Here is a 14,931-nt window from a genome sequence, read left to right as displayed (position 1 = left end):
AATGGCTTTGTCAAAATATGCGCTTCCAGCACGGAGCCCGAACCGTTGTTCACTAACCAGATTCCTTAAAAATCCGTTAGAGGTGGCCTTGCCCTATCCACAGCGATTTCGGTAATGTCGATCTATCGAAAGGGACGGGCCATTAGCCCTTAACCCAGCCTGAATCGGCCAGCTAACAGTGGCAGAATTCATGACGTGGATCAATTCCGCGAACGGGTATGGCTTGCCTTTTCGATACGATAGGGGACTGGCGTAATTGTACATGGCAGCTTGATGGCGCACCGGCGTTTTCGCCGGGTAGCACCGCTTTGCCCGAACATGTCAGACGGACTGGCCTTAAGCAGCCGGGACCGATCCCATTCTGACGAGGCAACGTCATCCGCCGGCGGCGGCGGTGGTGTTGTAGCGAAGATACGGTCGCTGGAAACATGGGTGCAGGAGGCGCACTCCCGGCGGAAAAAAGGTACAAAGGAAAAGGGACGCACAATCATGCAGAGCGGCATCGAGCGGGAGCTTACGGGCGACCTGCCATTTCCCGGAACATTGGTCGGAGCGCACGATACGGCGGCTTCCAGCGACGCGGAACAGAAGTTCGACCGGGTCAAGGCCCAGTTGAAGGCGCGCCTGGGAACCGAGGTCTATTCGAGTTGGTTCGGCCGTATGAAGGTGGCTGAGGCTTCCCGGGGCATTGTACGCATCTCGGTGCCCACGGCCTTCCTGCGCTCGTGGATCAATGGCCATTATCTCGATCTCATCGCCGATCTGTGGAAGCACGAGGATCCCGAAATCCTCAAGATCGAGATGGTCGTGCGCACCGCGACCCGTCCTGCCCGCAATGGCGTCGAACCCGAGGTCGTGCCGGCGCGCAAGATGACCAAGCATACGCAGACCGCATTGGCGGCCGGCACGGTCGGCCCCGGCAGGGTGGAGCGGGCGCCCGTCCCTCGTCCCGGCACGCCGATCGAGAGCGAATTCCGGCACAATGTGCTGGGGTCGCCGCTCGACCCGCGCTACACGTTCGGCTCCTTCATCGAAGGCCCGTCGAACCGGGTGGCTTTCGCCGCAGCCAAAGCCGTGGCGGAATCGCAGTCGAGCGCGGTGCGCTTCAACCCGCTGTTCCTTCATGCAACCGTCGGGCTCGGCAAGACGCACCTTTTGCAGGCGATTGCGGCCGAATCCCTGAAACAGAACCCGAAATCGCGCGTCGTCTATCTGACGGCCGAATATTTCATGTGGCGCTTCGCCACCGCGATCCGCGACAACAATGCGCTGACGCTGAAGGAACAGCTGCGCGACATCGACCTCTTGATCATCGACGACATGCAGTTCCTGCAGGGCAAGTCGATCCAGCACGAATTCTGCCATCTCATCAACATGCTGCTCGACAGCGCCAAGCAAGTGGTGGTTGCCGCCGACAGGCCGCCGTCGGAACTGGAATCGCTGGAACCGCGGGTGCGCTCGCGCCTCAATGGCGGTGTCGCGCTGGAAATGTCGGCGCCGGACTTCGCCATGCGCATCGGCATGCTCAAGCTGCGGCTTGCCACGGCCAAGGTCGACGATGCGTCGCTCAATATTTCGGAGGAGATCCTCAACCATGTCGCCCGTACCGTCACCGGCAGCGGGCGTGAGCTGGAGGGCGCGTTCAACCAACTGCTGTTTCGTCAGTCGTTCGAGCCGGCGATCACCATCGACCGCATCGACGAGATCCTGGGGCACATCTATCGCTCTGGCGAGCCGAAGCGGGTGCGCATCGAGGACATCCAGCGCATCGTGGCGCGCCACTACAATGTGTCGAAGACCGAGTTGCTGTCCAACCGGCGCACGCGCACCATCGTGAAGCCCAGGCAGGTCGCCATGTACCTGTCGAAGGTATTGACGCCGCGCTCGCTGCCGGAGATCGGCCGGCGGTTCGGCGGGCGCGACCACACCACGGTGCTGCATGCGGTGCGCAAGATCGAGGACCTTTCCGGCGTCGACAACACGCTGGCGCAGGAACTGGAACTGTTGCGCAGGCTGATCAACGACCAAGCCTGATCGGCGCGGCAAACGGAGCGCGCCGGGTTAGAGTATTCGGTCGTCGCGCTTTAAATTTTCTTGTTTTGATGCATGTCTTTGTCCCAAAATCGCTGCGCAGTTTTCGGCGACATGCATCGGTTGCCGGCCAACGTCCGCTTTATCCCCAGAAAGCCCGCTTAACCGGCGCGAACCGGTGGCCCGGACTTGCGTTTGCTGGCTTTTTCCTGTCAGTTTGCATAGATTCTGAGCCTGTTCAGACCTTTCGCGGGGCGCCGCCCACTGGTGACCCGTCCATTCATTCAAGCGAGCCTGTTTCGTCATGCGTGTTATCCTGGAACGGTCCAATCTCCTGAAGTCGCTCAACCACGTTCATCGCGTGGTCGAGCGGCGCAATACCATACCGATCCTGTCGAACGTGCTGCTCAGCGCCGAGGGCGCCAGCCTTGAAATGAAAGCCACCGACCTCGACCTCGAAGTGACCGAAGCGACGCCGGCAAAGGTCGAGCGCGGCGGGGCGACGACGGTTCCGGCGCACCTGCTCTACGACATCGTGCGCAAGCTGGCCGACGGCGCCGAAGTGATGCTGAAGACCGACGAGGACGGCAACGCCATGACGGTAACGTCGGGCCGCTCGAGCTTTCGCCTGCAATGCCTGCCGCAGTCCGATTTCCCGGAGCTTTCGGCGGGATCCTTCTCACACATCTTCCGGCTCGATTCCGTCGCCCTGAGAGGCCTTATCGAAAAGACCCAGTTCGCCATATCCACCGAAGAGACGCGCTACTATCTCAACGGCATCTACCTGCACACGCATGAAACTGGCGGCAAGCTGAAGCTGCGTTCGGTGGCGACCGACGGCCACCGCCTGGCGCGCGCCGAGATCGACGCTCCGGCCGGGTCCGAAGGCATGCCGGGCATCATCATTCCGCGCAAGACGGTCAGCGAGTTGCAGAAGCTGGTCGACGATCCCGATGTCGCGGTGACCACCGAATTGTCCGACACCAAGATCCGCTTCACCATCGGCAGCGTGGTTCTGACCTCGAAGCTGATCGACGGCACTTTCCCGGACTACCAGCGCGTCATTCCGACCGGCAACGACAAGAAGCTGATCATCGACCGCCAGAGCTTCGCCGCCGCCGTCGATCGCGTCTCGACCATTTCCTCCGAGCGCGGCCGCGCGGTGAAGCTTTCGATCACCGAAGGCCAGGTGACGCTTGCCGTCAACAATCCGGATTCGGGCAGCGCCACCGAGGAACTGGCGGCCGACTATTCGTCCGACCCGATCGAGATTGGCTTCAACGCCAAATATCTGCTCGACGTCGCTGCTCAACTCACCGGCACGGAAGCCAAGTTCATGCTGGCCGATGCCGGCTCGCCGACGCTGATCCACGACATGGCCGATGAGACCGCGCTCTACGTGCTGATGCCGATGCGGGTGTAGCCGCACTGCGGCACACTGCAGCATAGTGATTGCGGCGACTTCTATAGGCGGATAGCGGTTGCCGGAACAAAATCACATAAGTAAGCTCACACTTACGAATTTCCGCAATTATGCGGCGTTGTCGATCGGCTTTTCACCCGGCGCGGTGGTGTTTTCCGGCGACAATGGCGCCGGCAAGACCAATCTCCTGGAAGCCATCTCGCTGCTGACGCCTGGCCGCGGCCTGCGCCGGGCGCCCTATGTCGACGTGGCCCGCGAAGGCGGCGATGGCGGCTTTGCGCTGCACGCAAGGCTCGACGGGCCGGAGGGGCAGGTCGAGATCGGCACCGGCATCACCGGGGGTGAAGCGGCCGGCGAGGGCGGTCGCAAGGTGCGCATCAATGGCGCGCCGGCACGGTCGGCCGACGCCATGCTGGAATGGCTGCGCGTGGTCTGGCTGACGCCGGCCATGGACGGCCTGTTCCCGGGGCCTGCCGCGGACCGGCGGCGCTTTCTCGACAGGCTGGTGCTTGCGATCGATCCCGGCCACGGCCAGCGCGCGCTCGACTATGAGAAGGCGATGCGCGGACGTAACCGATTGCTTACGGAAGGTTCGCGAGACGGCGCATGGTTCGACGCCATCGAGATGCAAATGGTCGAAACCGGCGTGGCGATTGCCGCGGCGCGCGCCGAGCTGGTGCGCCTGCTGGCCGCCATGATCGACAGGTTGCCGTCCAGCGGGCCGTTTCCGCAAGCCGACATCAGCCTCTTCGGCGACCTTGAGAGCCATGTCGCCTCAGCACCCGCTGTGGATGTCGAGCAACGCTATCGCGACGCCCTTGCCGACGGCCGCGAGCGCGACCGCGCCGCCGGACGCACGCTCGACGGCCCGCACCGTTCGGATCTACTGGTGCGCCACCGCCCCAAGGCGATGCCGGCCGAACTCTGCTCGACCGGAGAGCAGAAGGCGCTGCTGGTCGGCATCGTGTTGTCGCACGCAAGGCTGACCGGCGAGATGTCGGCGATGACGCCGATCCTGTTGCTCGACGAGATTGCCGCGCATCTCGATGCCGGCCGGCGCGCCGCGCTGTTCTCGATCCTGGAGGAGCTGAACTGCCAGGCCTTCATGACCGGAACCGACGCCGCGCTGTTTTCCAGCCTGAGGGGACGCGCGCAGTTCCTCACCGTCGACCACGGCACGGTTGGGCCAACCGAAGAGACCTGACAAGGTTTTTGCTCCGCTATATGGTCGGGCAATGACCCCTGCCGCCCTCACCGACGAAGAACTCGAACGCTATGCCCGCCACATCGTGCTGCCCGAGATCGGCGGCGCCGGCCAGCAGAGGCTGAAGCGGGCCCGGGTACTGGTCATCGGCGCCGGCGGGCTCGGCGCGCCGGTGCTGGAATATCTCGCTGCCGCGGGCGTCGGCACGCTTGGCATCGTTGATGACGACATTGTCTCGCTGTCCAATCTGCAGCGGCAAGTGATCCACGCCACCGATACGGTCGGCACGGCGAAGACCGAGAGCGCCAAAGCAGCGATCGCCCGGATCAATCCCCATGTCGCGGTGGAATTGCACGATTTCAGGCTGACGGCCGACAATGCTGCCGTCCTCGTCACGCGCTACGACGTGGTCGTCGATGGCTCCGACAATTTCGAGACGCGCTATGTGGTGGCTGATGCCTGCGCGGCGGAAAAGCGGCCGCTCGTGCATGCCGCCGTCGGCCGCTTCGACGGCTCAGTGACGGTGTTGATGCCGTTCGGCACCGGCGCCGACGGCAAGCCGAACCCTGGATATCGCGACCTCTTTCCCGAAGCGCCGCCAGAGGGGCTGGTGCCGTCCTGCGCCGTGGCCGGGGTCGTCGGTGCGCTGACCGGCGTCGTCGGCACGCTGCAGGCGATGGAAGCCATCAAGCTGATCACCGGCATCGGCGAACCACTGGTCGGCCGGCTGCTGCTCTACGATGCGCTGTCGGCGCGCTTCGACACGATCCGCTACAAGAGAAACTGAGCTTATGGATCAGTCCACCAGCGTCCTTGTTACGCAGCTCGCCTCCGATTTCGAGCGCTGGGATGAACTGCTCAGCCTAATCATGCATTCCTTTGCGCCGATGGACGGCGTCATCGATCCGCCCTCCTCTGCGCATCTGTTGAGCGTCGAAAGCCTGAGGGACAAGGCTGGGCGGGAAACGGTGTTCATGGCTCTGCAGGGCGGCCAGATCGCAGGCTGCGTTTTTGCGCTGGAGAGACCCGATGATTTCTATGTCGGCAAGCTCGCCGTCGAACTCGGGCTTCAGGGCCGAGGCATCGGCAGACGATTGATGCAGGCTGTCGAGGATCTTGCCCGCAACCGCAACAAACCCGCCATCGAACTGCAGACGCGGGTCGAGCTCACGGCAAATCACGCAACCTTTGCGCGTCTCGGCTTCCGCGAAACCGCGCGCACGGCGCATGACGGTTATGACCGGCCGACCTCGATGACCATGCGCAAGGAGTTCGCGTGAGCCCCGCCCTCAGCGCACAGGAGCAGACAATCGCCTCCGGCCATGACGGGGCGGCGATGGCGATGCGCATCGTTGCCGAAAGCGCTGCGCTGCTCGGCGCGCCGCGACTGATCCCGATCGCCTCGACGCATATAGACGGCGCGCTCTATCACGGCGATTCCGGCACGCTGTTTGCCGAAAGGCTGGTCGATGGCGGCGCCAGGGTCGCGGTGCGCTCGACGCTCAATGTCGGCGCGCTCGATCTGATGGGCTGCTCGCGCGTGCGCCTCGAAGAGCCGGCGCGCGGCATGGCGCGACGAATGATGGAGGCCTACCGCAAACTTGGCTGCGAGCAGAGCTGGACCTGCGCGCCCTATCAGGCCGGCCACAGGCCAGCGCTTGGCAGCGATGTCGCCTGGGGTGAATCGAACGCGGTGGTGTTCTGCAATTCGGTGCTGGGGGCACGCACCAACCGCTATGGCGACTTCCTCGACATCGCCTGCGCCATATCGGGCCGCGCGCCGGATTGCGGCCTGCATCGCCCCGAGAACCGGCAGGCACGATTGGCGTTCGATGTGTCCGGCCTCTCCGCCTCGTTCCTTGGTTCGGAGATCGCCTGGCCGGTGCTGGGCAACCTCTACGGCCGTGAGGTCGGCAATGCGGTCGGCGTCGTCACCGGCATATCCAGCCATCCCGGCGAGGATGCGCTGAAGGCCTTCGGCGCGGCGGCGGCATCGTCGGGCGCCGTCGGCCTGTTCCACATTGCCGGCGTCACGCCAGAAGCGCCCGACGCCGAGGCCATCCTGGTGGGCGGCAGGCCGGAAACGATGATCCGCGTAACGCCGGAGATGGCCATGAAGGCCCGCGCCGGCCTGTCCACCGCAGCCACGCAGACCGCCATCGATGCCGTGGCGATCGGCAGTCCGCATCTGTCCTTGGCCGAATTCGATGCACTTGAGCGGCTGATTGGCGGGCGGCGGCTCAGCGTGCCGATTTACGCCTGCACCGGCCGCCACGTGCTCACCAGGCTGGAGCAGAACGGCAAGCGCAAGATGCTCGAAGCCAGCGGCGTCATCATCGTCGCCGACACCTGCGTGGTGGTGACGCCGATCCTGCCGGATCTGGCCGGCGGCGTGCTGATGACCAATTCGGGAAAATTCGCGCACTACGCGCCGGGCAATACCGGTTACGCCGTGCTTTACGGCTCGCTGGCCGACTGCGTGGAAAGCGCGGTTGCCGGTAAGCCCAGGTTTACGGACATCGCCGCATGAATGCTGCAGCCGACATACTGGTGCCGGGCAGCGGAGGCGAAGGGCTGGCCTTGGTGCTGACCGCGCCAATCAGCTTCTGGGGTGGCGTCGATCCGAAGAGCGGCCGCATCGCCGATGTCCGTCACCCGCATCATGGCGAGACCATTTCCGGGCGTGTGCTGTTCCTGCCCGGCACGATCGGCTCGTCCTCAGCGTCAGCCGTGCTGATGGAACTCGTCCACAATGGCCATGCGCCGACGGCACTCGTGCTGCACGAGCCGGACGCGATCCTGCTGCTTGGCTTGATCGTGGCCAGGGAAATGGGCTGGCCGACGCCGGTAGCGCTCAGGCTCGAGCGCGACGATTTTGAGGCCTATCGCGGCAAGCGTGTGAGTGTCGCGGCGGATGGCGCCCTCACAACCGCATCCTGAACGCGGCCCGCTTCAAGTCCGTAGCGGCAGCACGCGGTCCGGCGGCCGGTGGCCGTCGAAGAAGGCGCGGATGTTGATGATCACCTTCTCGCCCATGTCGATGCGGCCCTCGATCGTCGCCGAACCCATATGCGGCAAAAGCACGACCTTGTTCTTCGCGGCAAGCTTCAGCAGTTTCGAGTTCAGCGCCGGTTCGTGCTCGTAGACGTCGAGGCCGGCGCCGGCGATCTTGCCGTCCTGGATCAGCTTGACCAGCGCTTCCTCGTCGATGATGTCGCCACGCGCGGTGTTGACCACATAGGCGGTGGGCTGAAGCAGAGCCAGGCGCCGCGCCGAAAGCAGATGAAAGGTCGCCGGCGTCGACGGGCAATTGACCGAGATGATGTCCATGCGGGCAAGCATCTGGTCGAGGCTTTCCCAGTAGGTCGCCTCAAGCCCTTCCTCGACCGCCGGCAGCACGCGATGGCGGTTATGGTAGTGGATCGACAGGCCGAAAGCCTTGGCGCGCCTGGCAACAGCGGTGCCGATGCGGCCCATGCCGACAATGCCGAGGCGCTTGCCCCAGATGCGCCGGCCGAGCATCCAGGTCGGCGACCAACCGGCCCATTTCTTGTCGCTGGTGAGCACATTGGCGCCTTCGGCCAGCCGCCGCGGGCCGGCCAGCATCAGCGCCATGGTCATGTCGGCCGTATCCTCGGTCAGCACGTTCGGCGTGTTGGTGACGGTAATGCCTTTCCTGGCCGCCGCCGCCACATCGATCTTGTCGACGCCATTTCCGAAATTGGCGATCAGCTTGAGATTGTCGCCGGCCTGGGCAATCAGCGCCGCATCGATCTGGTCGGTGATGGTCGGCACCAGCACATCGGCTTCCTTGATCGCCGCGACCAGCTCCGGCTGCGTCATCGGGCGGTCCTCGACATTCAGCCTGGCGTCGAAGAGTTCGCGCATGCGGGTCTCGACCGGATCGGGCAGCTTGCGCGTGATGACGACGAGAGGCCGTTTTTTGCCTGCCATTGTTTCCTCGAACCCGATCTCGTTGAGACCTCTTTAACCAAGACAGGCGAAACTGAATACCGGTCGCGGTGCCTGCCACTCCTGTAACAAGCGGTGCCGCCGAAGACAAAGAAAAAGGGGCGCCCGGACCAAAGGGCACGCGCCGAAAGGAATGAAAGTGTCTGGTTTCGCGTCGCTTCGCCTGATCCTCAGCGCAGCGCTTCTCGGCGCTCTCCTGCATTTCCCGCAAGCCGCGGCGCAAGGTGCCGCCGCACCTGTGCAGACGGTCACGCTCGGGCCGAGCGGCCTGCCGCTGCCGCGTTTCGTCAGCCTGAAATCGGCTCGCGTCAACTCGCGCGTTGGGCCCGGCGCCAACTATTCCGTCGACTGGATGTACACAAAGGCCGGCCTGCCGATGGAGATCATCCAGGAATTCGATACCTGGCGGCGCGTGCGCGATGCCGATGGCTCGGAGGGTTGGATCAACCAGTCGCTGCTGTCGGGCCGCCGGACCGCGATCGTCGCCCCCTGGCAGCGCACCAAGGGGGGCCGAATCAATCTGCTCGACGATGCCGACAAGGACGCCAGCGTCATCGCCATCATCGAGCCGGGCGTTACGGGCACGATCAAAACCTGCGATGGCCAGTGGTGCGAAATGACCTTCGACGGCCACACCGGCTGGATCGCCCAGTCGCAGGTGTGGGGCGCCTATCCCGGCGAGCACGTCAAGAATTGAGATTGCTGGAGGCCTAACGGCCGATACGGCCGAGATGGGTGTCCTGAAAACCGGTCGACAGTTTGAGACCGTAGCCGAGCGCGCGGTCGACGGCGATGTGGATGATCCAGATCAGACCAATCGCGGTCGCCGTCGAAATGGCCAGAACATATCCGGCGAGCGCCAGCAACAGCGGGACGATCAATATGTGCAAGGCATTGTAAGCGACAGCGCCGATCCGTGCCCGGGCGAGATAGCCCAGCATCGACAGGTCTGGCGCCAGGATAAGCAGGGCGAACAGCCACCAGGAAACGCCTGACGCGGCATAGGCGACTATAGCCACGACCGCGACCGCAACCCACTCGAGCCGGATTGCAAAATCGACAGGTTTCACGGGTTGGGGCTTAAACGCTGCGTTTCGGGCGCAGCCTCACCACGATGTCGACATTGGCGATCTCCATGCCTGCGGGTGGCTCCGGCAGGTTGGAGACGGTCACCGGACCGCTTTCTATATCGAAGATCCTGTTTTCGCCTTCGATGTAAAAATGATGGTGATCGGAGGTGTTGGTGTCGAAATAGGTCTTGGACCCCTCGACCGCCAGGATGCGCAGCAGGCCGGCCTGGGTGAACTGGTGAAGCGCGTTGTAGACGGTGGCGAGCGAGACCGGCACGCCGGCGGCGACCGCCTCTTCATGCAGTTCCTCGGCCGAAAGGTGGCGGTCGCCCTTGGCAAACAGCAGATCGGCCAGCGCAATGCGTTGGCGTGTCGGCCTGAGGCCGGCTTCGCGAACCCGCTTGTCCACAGCGACATTTTCCTTCCGGCAGCCCAGATCCATCTATCCGTCCAAGCCCATAGTTCTGCCTCAAGACACGCCCGAGTGGCGAAAAAACGTCATTCGCCGAAACTGGATACCTCCAGACATATATTCTGTTGGCCGAATACGATCAATAGAGCGACGTGCGTCCAGTTGGACGCACTAAGTGCGCTCTATCGCTGTTTTGGGATCGCATGGTGCTTTCCGGAAATCGAAATCGATTTCGGCCGATGCGAGAGCGCGCATTGACCCGGGCAGACGGGCGGGTTAACGCAAACGCCGGTTTCCGGCCCGAAAGGGATTGTGTTAGGAAACCAACGACAAGGGCGCCCACCGCCCAGGACATTATGGGGACGAGACATATGGCGGGTTCGAAATCCAGCTACGGTTATGAGGAATTGCTCGCCTGCGCCCGCGGTGAGCTGTTCGGGCCCGGCAACGCCCAGTTGCCCTACCCGCCCATGCTGATGTTCGACCGCATCACCGAGATCAGCGAGACCGGCGGCGCCCACGACAAGGGCTTCATCCGTGCCGAATTCGACATCAAACCGGACCTGTGGTTCTTCGCCTGCCATTTCATCGGCAATCCGATCATGCCGGGGTGCCTGGGCCTTGACGCCATGTGGCAATTAACGGGTTTTTACCTCGGCTGGCTCGGCGAGCCGGGCAAGGGCATGGCGCTGTCGACCGGCGAGGTCAAGTTCAAGGGCATGGTGACGCCTTCGGTCAAGAAGGTGGAATACGGCATCGATTTCAAGCGCGTCATGCGTGGACGCCTGGTGCTCGGTATCGCCGATGGCTGGCTTAAGGCCGACGGCGAACCCATATACGCTGCGACAGACCTCAAGGTGGGGCTGTCCAAGCAATCGGCCGCCTGACCGGCGCCACTGCAGCGGCGCGTTCTTCCGAGACGCAACGCCGCTGCGGCATTTTGATTTTGCGTATGATCGCCGGTGAAAACCGACTAGGGTTCGGGATCATCCGCTGGAAGGAGTTGCGAATGAGAAGGGTCGTCGTCACAGGCCTCGGCATCGTATCGTCGATCGGCAACAACGCCAACGAGGTGCAATCCTCGCTCCACGATGCCAAATCAGGCATCAGCTTCTCAGATTCCTTCGCCGAACACGGCTTCCGCTGCCAGGTCTGGGGCGCGCCGACGCTCGACCCGACCCCTATGATCGACCGGCGCGCCATGCGCTTCCTGAGCCCGGGCGCGGCCTGGAACCATGTCGCGATGGACCAGGCGATCGCCGACGCCGGGCTTGGCGAAAGCGACATCACCAATGAGCGCACCGGCATCGTCATGGGCTCGGGCGGCCCCTCGACCCGCACCATCGTCGAGGCGGCCGAGACCACGCTCAAGAACAACAGCCCCAAGCGCATCGGTCCGTTCGCGGTGCCGAAGGCGATGTCGTCGACCGCGTCGGCGACGCTCGCCACCTGGTTCAAGATCCACGGCGTCAACTATTCGATCTCGTCGGCCTGCTCGACCTCGGCGCATTGCATCGGCAACGCCTACGAACTGATCCAGTGGGGCAAGCAGGATGTGATGTTTGCCGGCGGCCATGAGGACCTCGACTGGACGATGTCGGACCTGTTCGATGCCATGGGGGCGATGTCGTCGAAGTATAACGATCGTGCGCCGACAGCTTCCCGCGCGTATGACGCCAATCGCGATGGCTTCGTCATCGCGGGCGGCGCGGGCGTCCTCATCCTGGAGGAGCTCGAACACGCCAAGGCGCGCGGCGCCAAGATCTACGCTGAGATCGTCGGCTATGGCGCGACGTCGGACGGTTACGACATGGTGGCGCCGTCGGGCGAAGGCGCGGTGCGCTGCATGCGCCAGGCTCTGGCGACGGTGTCCACGCCGGTCGACTACATCAACACCCACGGCACCTCGACGCCGGTCGGCGATTCCCGGGAAATGGGCGCCATCCGAGAGGTGTTCGGCGACACGATGCCGTTCATCACCTCGACCAAGTCGCTGACCGGCCATTCGCTGGGTGCCGCCGGCGTACAGGAATCGATCTACTCGATCCTGATGATGCAAGGCGGCTTCATCGGCGAGAGCGCCCATATCGAAAACCTCGATCCCGAATTCGAGGACATGCCGATCGTGCGCAAGCGCATCGACGACGCCAGGATCGACACGGTTTTGTCCAACTCGTTCGGCTTCGGTGGCACCAACGCAACGCTGATTTTCCAGCGCTATTCCGCATAAGGCCAGCGTTTTATTGTAGGGGGATTGCCGGCCATGGACGGACTGATGAAGGGCAAGCGCGGGCTTGTCATGGGCGTCGCCAACGATCATTCGATCGCCTGGGGCATCGCCAGGAAATTGTCCGAACACGGGGCGGAGCTTGCCTTCACCTATCAGGGCGACGCATTCGGGCGCCGCGTCAAGCCGCTTGCCGAGAAGCTTGGCGCGTCTCTGGTGGTGCCCTGTGACGTCGAGGACAGCGCATCGGTCGCCGCCACCTTCGAGACGCTCGGCAAGGAATGGGGCGGGCTCGACTTCGTCGTCCACGCCATCGGCTTTTCCGACAAGAACGAGCTCAAAGGGCTCTACGCCGACACCAGCCGCGACAATTTCGTCCGCACCATGGTCATCTCCTGCTACTCCTTCACCGAGGTCGCCCGCCATGCCGCCCCGCTGATGAGCGAAGGCGGCGCGATGATCACGCTGACCTATGCCGGCTCTGTCCGCGTCATGCCGAACTACAACGTCATGGGCGTCGCCAAGGCCGGGCTGGAAGCCAGCGTGCGCTATCTCGCCAACGATTATGGCCCGCGCGGCATCCGGGTGAACGGCATATCGGCGGGACCGGTGCGTACTTTGGCCGGCGCCGGAATCTCGGACGCCCGCCACATGTACTCCTACCAGCAGCGCAACTCGCCGCTGCGCCGCACGGTGACCATCGACGAGGTCGGCGGCTCGGCGCTCTATCTTTTGTCCGACCTCTCGTCAGGCGTCACCGGCGAAATCCATTATGTGGATTCCGGCTATCACATCGTGTCGATGCCAACCCTGGATGAGTTGAAGCAGACCGACAGCGTACGCGATTAACTCACCAGTAAAATTAGATGCATCGGCGGAAACTCATTTTAAGGAGATATCCGCTAGAAGTCCTATGGGCTTGGGCTCTGCGCGTTCTTGCTGGGCGCAAAGGATGCTTTAGCCTTTATGAATTTGCGCTTGATATTTCCCGAAAGTCGAGTTGATTTCGGGATCATGCGACAGGGACTGAGCAATGCCTGCTGTCAGCAACCCGAAGCGAACACCTGTGTTCCGGCTGCTCACCGTCGCCAGTTCGGGCCTTGGCAGTTTCATCCTTGGGCTTTGGGGCCTCCGGCATGGTTTCGGGGACGGCTTTGCCGGCATGCAGGCGGAAACCATGATCGGCGTCGCGTCGGCGCTATGCGCGCTGGCCGCCGCCGGTGCTGCCTTGTCCTTCTTCGCCGGCGTCGATGAATCGGTGGACTACGTTTTCAACGAAACCCATTTCGACAAGCTGACCGGGCTTTTTGCGCGGCCGGCGATGGTCGGCAGGATTGCCGACGCGGCGTCCGCGACGATCAGGACCGGTGAGCCGGTGTTCCTCATCGACATCGACATCGACCGCTTCAAGCAGATCAACGACGCCATCGGCTACAGCCATGGCGACGAACTGATCCGCGGCTTCACCAAGCGGTTGAAGGCCTGCATGCCCGAAGGCGCGGTGATGGGGCGCATCGGCGCCGGCGAGTTCGCTATCCTTGTCTGGGAACACCAACTCCAAAGGTCCATGGAAAGCACCGTCGAAACCATGATCGAGGAGATGCTGAAGCCGTACCAGCTCGATTCTCACCTGCAGTCGGTCGGCCTGTCGGTCGGCATCGTGGCGATGCCAAAGGATGGCGTCGATCCGGTCCTCATCCTGCGCCGCTCCAACCTGGCGCTGCAGAATGCCCGCGCCGGCGGCGTGGGCAACTGGTCGGTCTTCCATTCCGACATGGGCCAGGTCGCCGACTACCGCCACTGGATCGAATCCGAACTGCACATCGCCTTCGTCCGTGGCGATTTCGACCTTCACTACCAGCCGCAGCTCGACCTGCCGACCGGCCGTATCGTCGGCTACGAGGCGCTGATCCGCTGGAAGCACCCGGAACGCGGCATGATCCCGCCGATGGAATTCATTCCGATCGCCGAAGAGACCGGCATGATCCACCCGATCGGCAATTGGGTGCTGAACAAGGCCTGCAGCGATGCCCGTCATTTGCCCGAGGACTGCTTCGTTGCCGTCAACATCTCGCCGGTCCAGTTCATGACCAAGGATTTCGTCGGCATCGTGCGCGATACGATGGCCAGCACCGGCATCAAGCCGTCGCGGCTGGAGCTCGAAGTGACCGAGACGGCGATGATGCAGGACCGCGACCGCGCCGCCACCATCCTGCAGCAGCTTGCCGACATGGGCATTTCGGTGGCCGTCGACGATTTCGGCACCGGCTATTCCAATCTCAGCTACCTGATCGACTTCGCCTTCGGCAAGCTGAAGATCGACCGCTCCTTCGTCAGCCGCATCGACACCGATTCGAATTCGGGCGCCGTCGTCTCTACCATCGTCGGCCTGTCGCGGGCGCTCGGCGTCGGCATCATCGCCGAAGGCGTCGAGACCGAGAACCAGGCGACGCTTTTGCGAGCAGCTGGTTGCGAGATGGTGCAGGGCTATCTGTTCGGCAGGCCGGCGCCGCTCAAGATCAAGCCTGGCGATATCAGACCGACCATTCCCGTCCACGAGCCGGCGCGCATCGTCAGCATGCATTGAGGCGA

At 63.3% G+C, this 14,931-nt stretch carries 16 protein-coding genes; 12 read left to right on the top strand and 4 right to left on the bottom strand.

Going from position 1 to position 14,931, the window contains the following annotated elements; all coding sequences use genetic code 11:
- Positions 1 to 489 precede the first annotated feature (489 nt).
- On the top strand, positions 490 to 2,034 hold the full coding sequence (gene dnaA, locus NKJ77_RS06765; protein ID WP_352534638.1) for a chromosomal replication initiator protein DnaA: 1,545 nt from the start codon (positions 490 to 492) through the stop codon (positions 2,032 to 2,034).
- 27 nt (positions 2,035 to 2,061) lie between these two features.
- On the opposite strand, the gene NKJ77_RS06760 is transcribed toward dnaA, so the two are convergent.
- Positions 2,062 to 2,337, bottom strand: coding sequence for a hypothetical protein (locus tag NKJ77_RS06760; RefSeq protein ID WP_352534636.1), 276 nt, complete (start codon positions 2,335 to 2,337; stop codon positions 2,062 to 2,064).
- Between NKJ77_RS06760 and dnaN the strand changes: the two genes are divergently transcribed.
- From dnaN to NKJ77_RS06730, 6 genes are read left to right on the top strand one after another with little or no spacing between them, the layout of a single operon-like run.
- The gene (gene dnaN / locus NKJ77_RS06755; RefSeq protein ID WP_023669575.1) at positions 2,336 to 3,454 is read left to right on the top strand and encodes a DNA polymerase III subunit beta; all 1,119 of its coding nucleotides are present in this window, start codon (positions 2,336 to 2,338) and stop codon (positions 3,452 to 3,454) included. The two genes, NKJ77_RS06760 and dnaN, sit on opposite strands and share 2 nt — an antisense overlap.
- A gap of 58 nt (positions 3,455 to 3,512) precedes the next feature.
- A complete protein-coding gene (recF, locus tag NKJ77_RS06750) occupies positions 3,513 to 4,658 on the top strand; it encodes a DNA replication/repair protein RecF (protein WP_023669574.1) in 1,146 nt (381 codons plus the stop codon).
- 31 nt (positions 4,659 to 4,689) lie between these two features.
- The gene (locus NKJ77_RS06745) at positions 4,690 to 5,445 is read left to right on the top strand and encodes a molybdopterin-synthase adenylyltransferase MoeB (RefSeq protein ID WP_352534634.1); all 756 of its coding nucleotides are present in this window, start codon (positions 4,690 to 4,692) and stop codon (positions 5,443 to 5,445) included.
- A 4-nt stretch (positions 5,446 to 5,449) separates the two neighbouring features.
- Positions 5,450 to 5,938 carry a GNAT family N-acetyltransferase gene (locus tag NKJ77_RS06740; protein WP_352534632.1) on the top strand — a complete coding sequence of 163 codons (489 nt, stop codon included), beginning with the start codon at positions 5,450 to 5,452 and terminating at the stop codon, positions 5,936 to 5,938.
- Positions 5,935 to 7,188 carry an aconitase X gene (locus NKJ77_RS06735; RefSeq protein ID WP_352534630.1) on the top strand — a complete coding sequence of 418 codons (1,254 nt, stop codon included), beginning with the start codon at positions 5,935 to 5,937 and terminating at the stop codon, positions 7,186 to 7,188. Before NKJ77_RS06740 ends, NKJ77_RS06735 begins: the two co-directional genes overlap by 4 nt.
- Positions 7,185 to 7,598, top strand: coding sequence for an aconitase X swivel domain-containing protein (locus tag NKJ77_RS06730; RefSeq protein WP_023669571.1), 414 nt, complete (start codon positions 7,185 to 7,187; stop codon positions 7,596 to 7,598). Before NKJ77_RS06735 ends, NKJ77_RS06730 begins: the two co-directional genes overlap by 4 nt.
- Positions 7,599 to 7,610: 12 nt before the next feature.
- Here the strand turns inward: NKJ77_RS06730 and NKJ77_RS06725 are convergent, their stop codons facing one another.
- Positions 7,611 to 8,612, bottom strand: a complete 1,002-nt coding sequence (locus tag NKJ77_RS06725; protein ID WP_023669570.1) for a 2-hydroxyacid dehydrogenase — start codon at positions 8,610 to 8,612, stop codon at positions 7,611 to 7,613.
- Between the two features lie 157 nt (positions 8,613 to 8,769).
- Here NKJ77_RS06725 and NKJ77_RS06720 point away from each other — a divergent pair, with 157 nt between their 5' ends.
- Positions 8,770 to 9,327, top strand: coding sequence for an SH3 domain-containing protein (locus NKJ77_RS06720; RefSeq protein WP_023703477.1), 558 nt, complete (start codon positions 8,770 to 8,772; stop codon positions 9,325 to 9,327).
- 13 nt (positions 9,328 to 9,340) lie between these two features.
- Here the strand turns inward: NKJ77_RS06720 and NKJ77_RS06715 are convergent, their stop codons facing one another.
- Positions 9,341 to 9,700, bottom strand: a complete 360-nt coding sequence (locus tag NKJ77_RS06715) for a DUF4260 domain-containing protein (RefSeq protein ID WP_352534628.1) — start codon at positions 9,698 to 9,700, stop codon at positions 9,341 to 9,343.
- Between the two features lie 10 nt (positions 9,701 to 9,710).
- The gene (gene irrA, locus NKJ77_RS06710) at positions 9,711 to 10,142 is read right to left on the bottom strand and encodes an iron response transcriptional regulator IrrA (RefSeq protein ID WP_023688734.1); all 432 of its coding nucleotides are present in this window, start codon (positions 10,140 to 10,142) and stop codon (positions 9,711 to 9,713) included.
- 341 nt (positions 10,143 to 10,483) lie between these two features.
- On the opposite strand from irrA, the gene fabA reads away from it, so the two are divergent.
- The 4 genes from fabA to NKJ77_RS06690 all read left to right on the top strand — a co-directional run bounded on the left by fabA (position 10,484) and on the right by NKJ77_RS06690 (position 14,926).
- A complete protein-coding gene (gene fabA, locus NKJ77_RS06705) occupies positions 10,484 to 10,999 on the top strand; it encodes a 3-hydroxyacyl-[acyl-carrier-protein] dehydratase FabA (RefSeq protein WP_023669566.1) in 516 nt (171 codons plus the stop codon).
- Between the two features lie 122 nt (positions 11,000 to 11,121).
- Positions 11,122 to 12,342: a beta-ketoacyl-ACP synthase I gene (gene fabB, locus NKJ77_RS06700; protein WP_352534626.1), complete on the top strand. Its 1,221-nt coding sequence runs from the start codon at positions 11,122 to 11,124 to the stop codon at positions 12,340 to 12,342.
- A 33-nt stretch (positions 12,343 to 12,375) separates the two neighbouring features.
- Entirely contained in the window at positions 12,376 to 13,188 is an 813-nt protein-coding gene (gene fabI / locus NKJ77_RS06695; protein WP_023669564.1) for an enoyl-ACP reductase FabI, read from the top strand.
- 184 nt (positions 13,189 to 13,372) lie between these two features.
- Positions 13,373 to 14,926: a putative bifunctional diguanylate cyclase/phosphodiesterase gene (locus NKJ77_RS06690; RefSeq protein WP_023831945.1), complete on the top strand. Its 1,554-nt coding sequence runs from the start codon at positions 13,373 to 13,375 to the stop codon at positions 14,924 to 14,926.
- Positions 14,927 to 14,931: the final 5 nt, after the last annotated feature.

Origin of the sequence: Mesorhizobium sp. M0052 (assembly GCF_040323255.1) — a bacterium.
In the GTDB taxonomy this organism is placed as follows: domain Bacteria; phylum Pseudomonadota; class Alphaproteobacteria; order Rhizobiales; family Rhizobiaceae; genus Mesorhizobium.
Note: the sequence above shows the minus strand (reverse complement) of the source record. Positions and strands in the feature narration are given on the sequence as shown.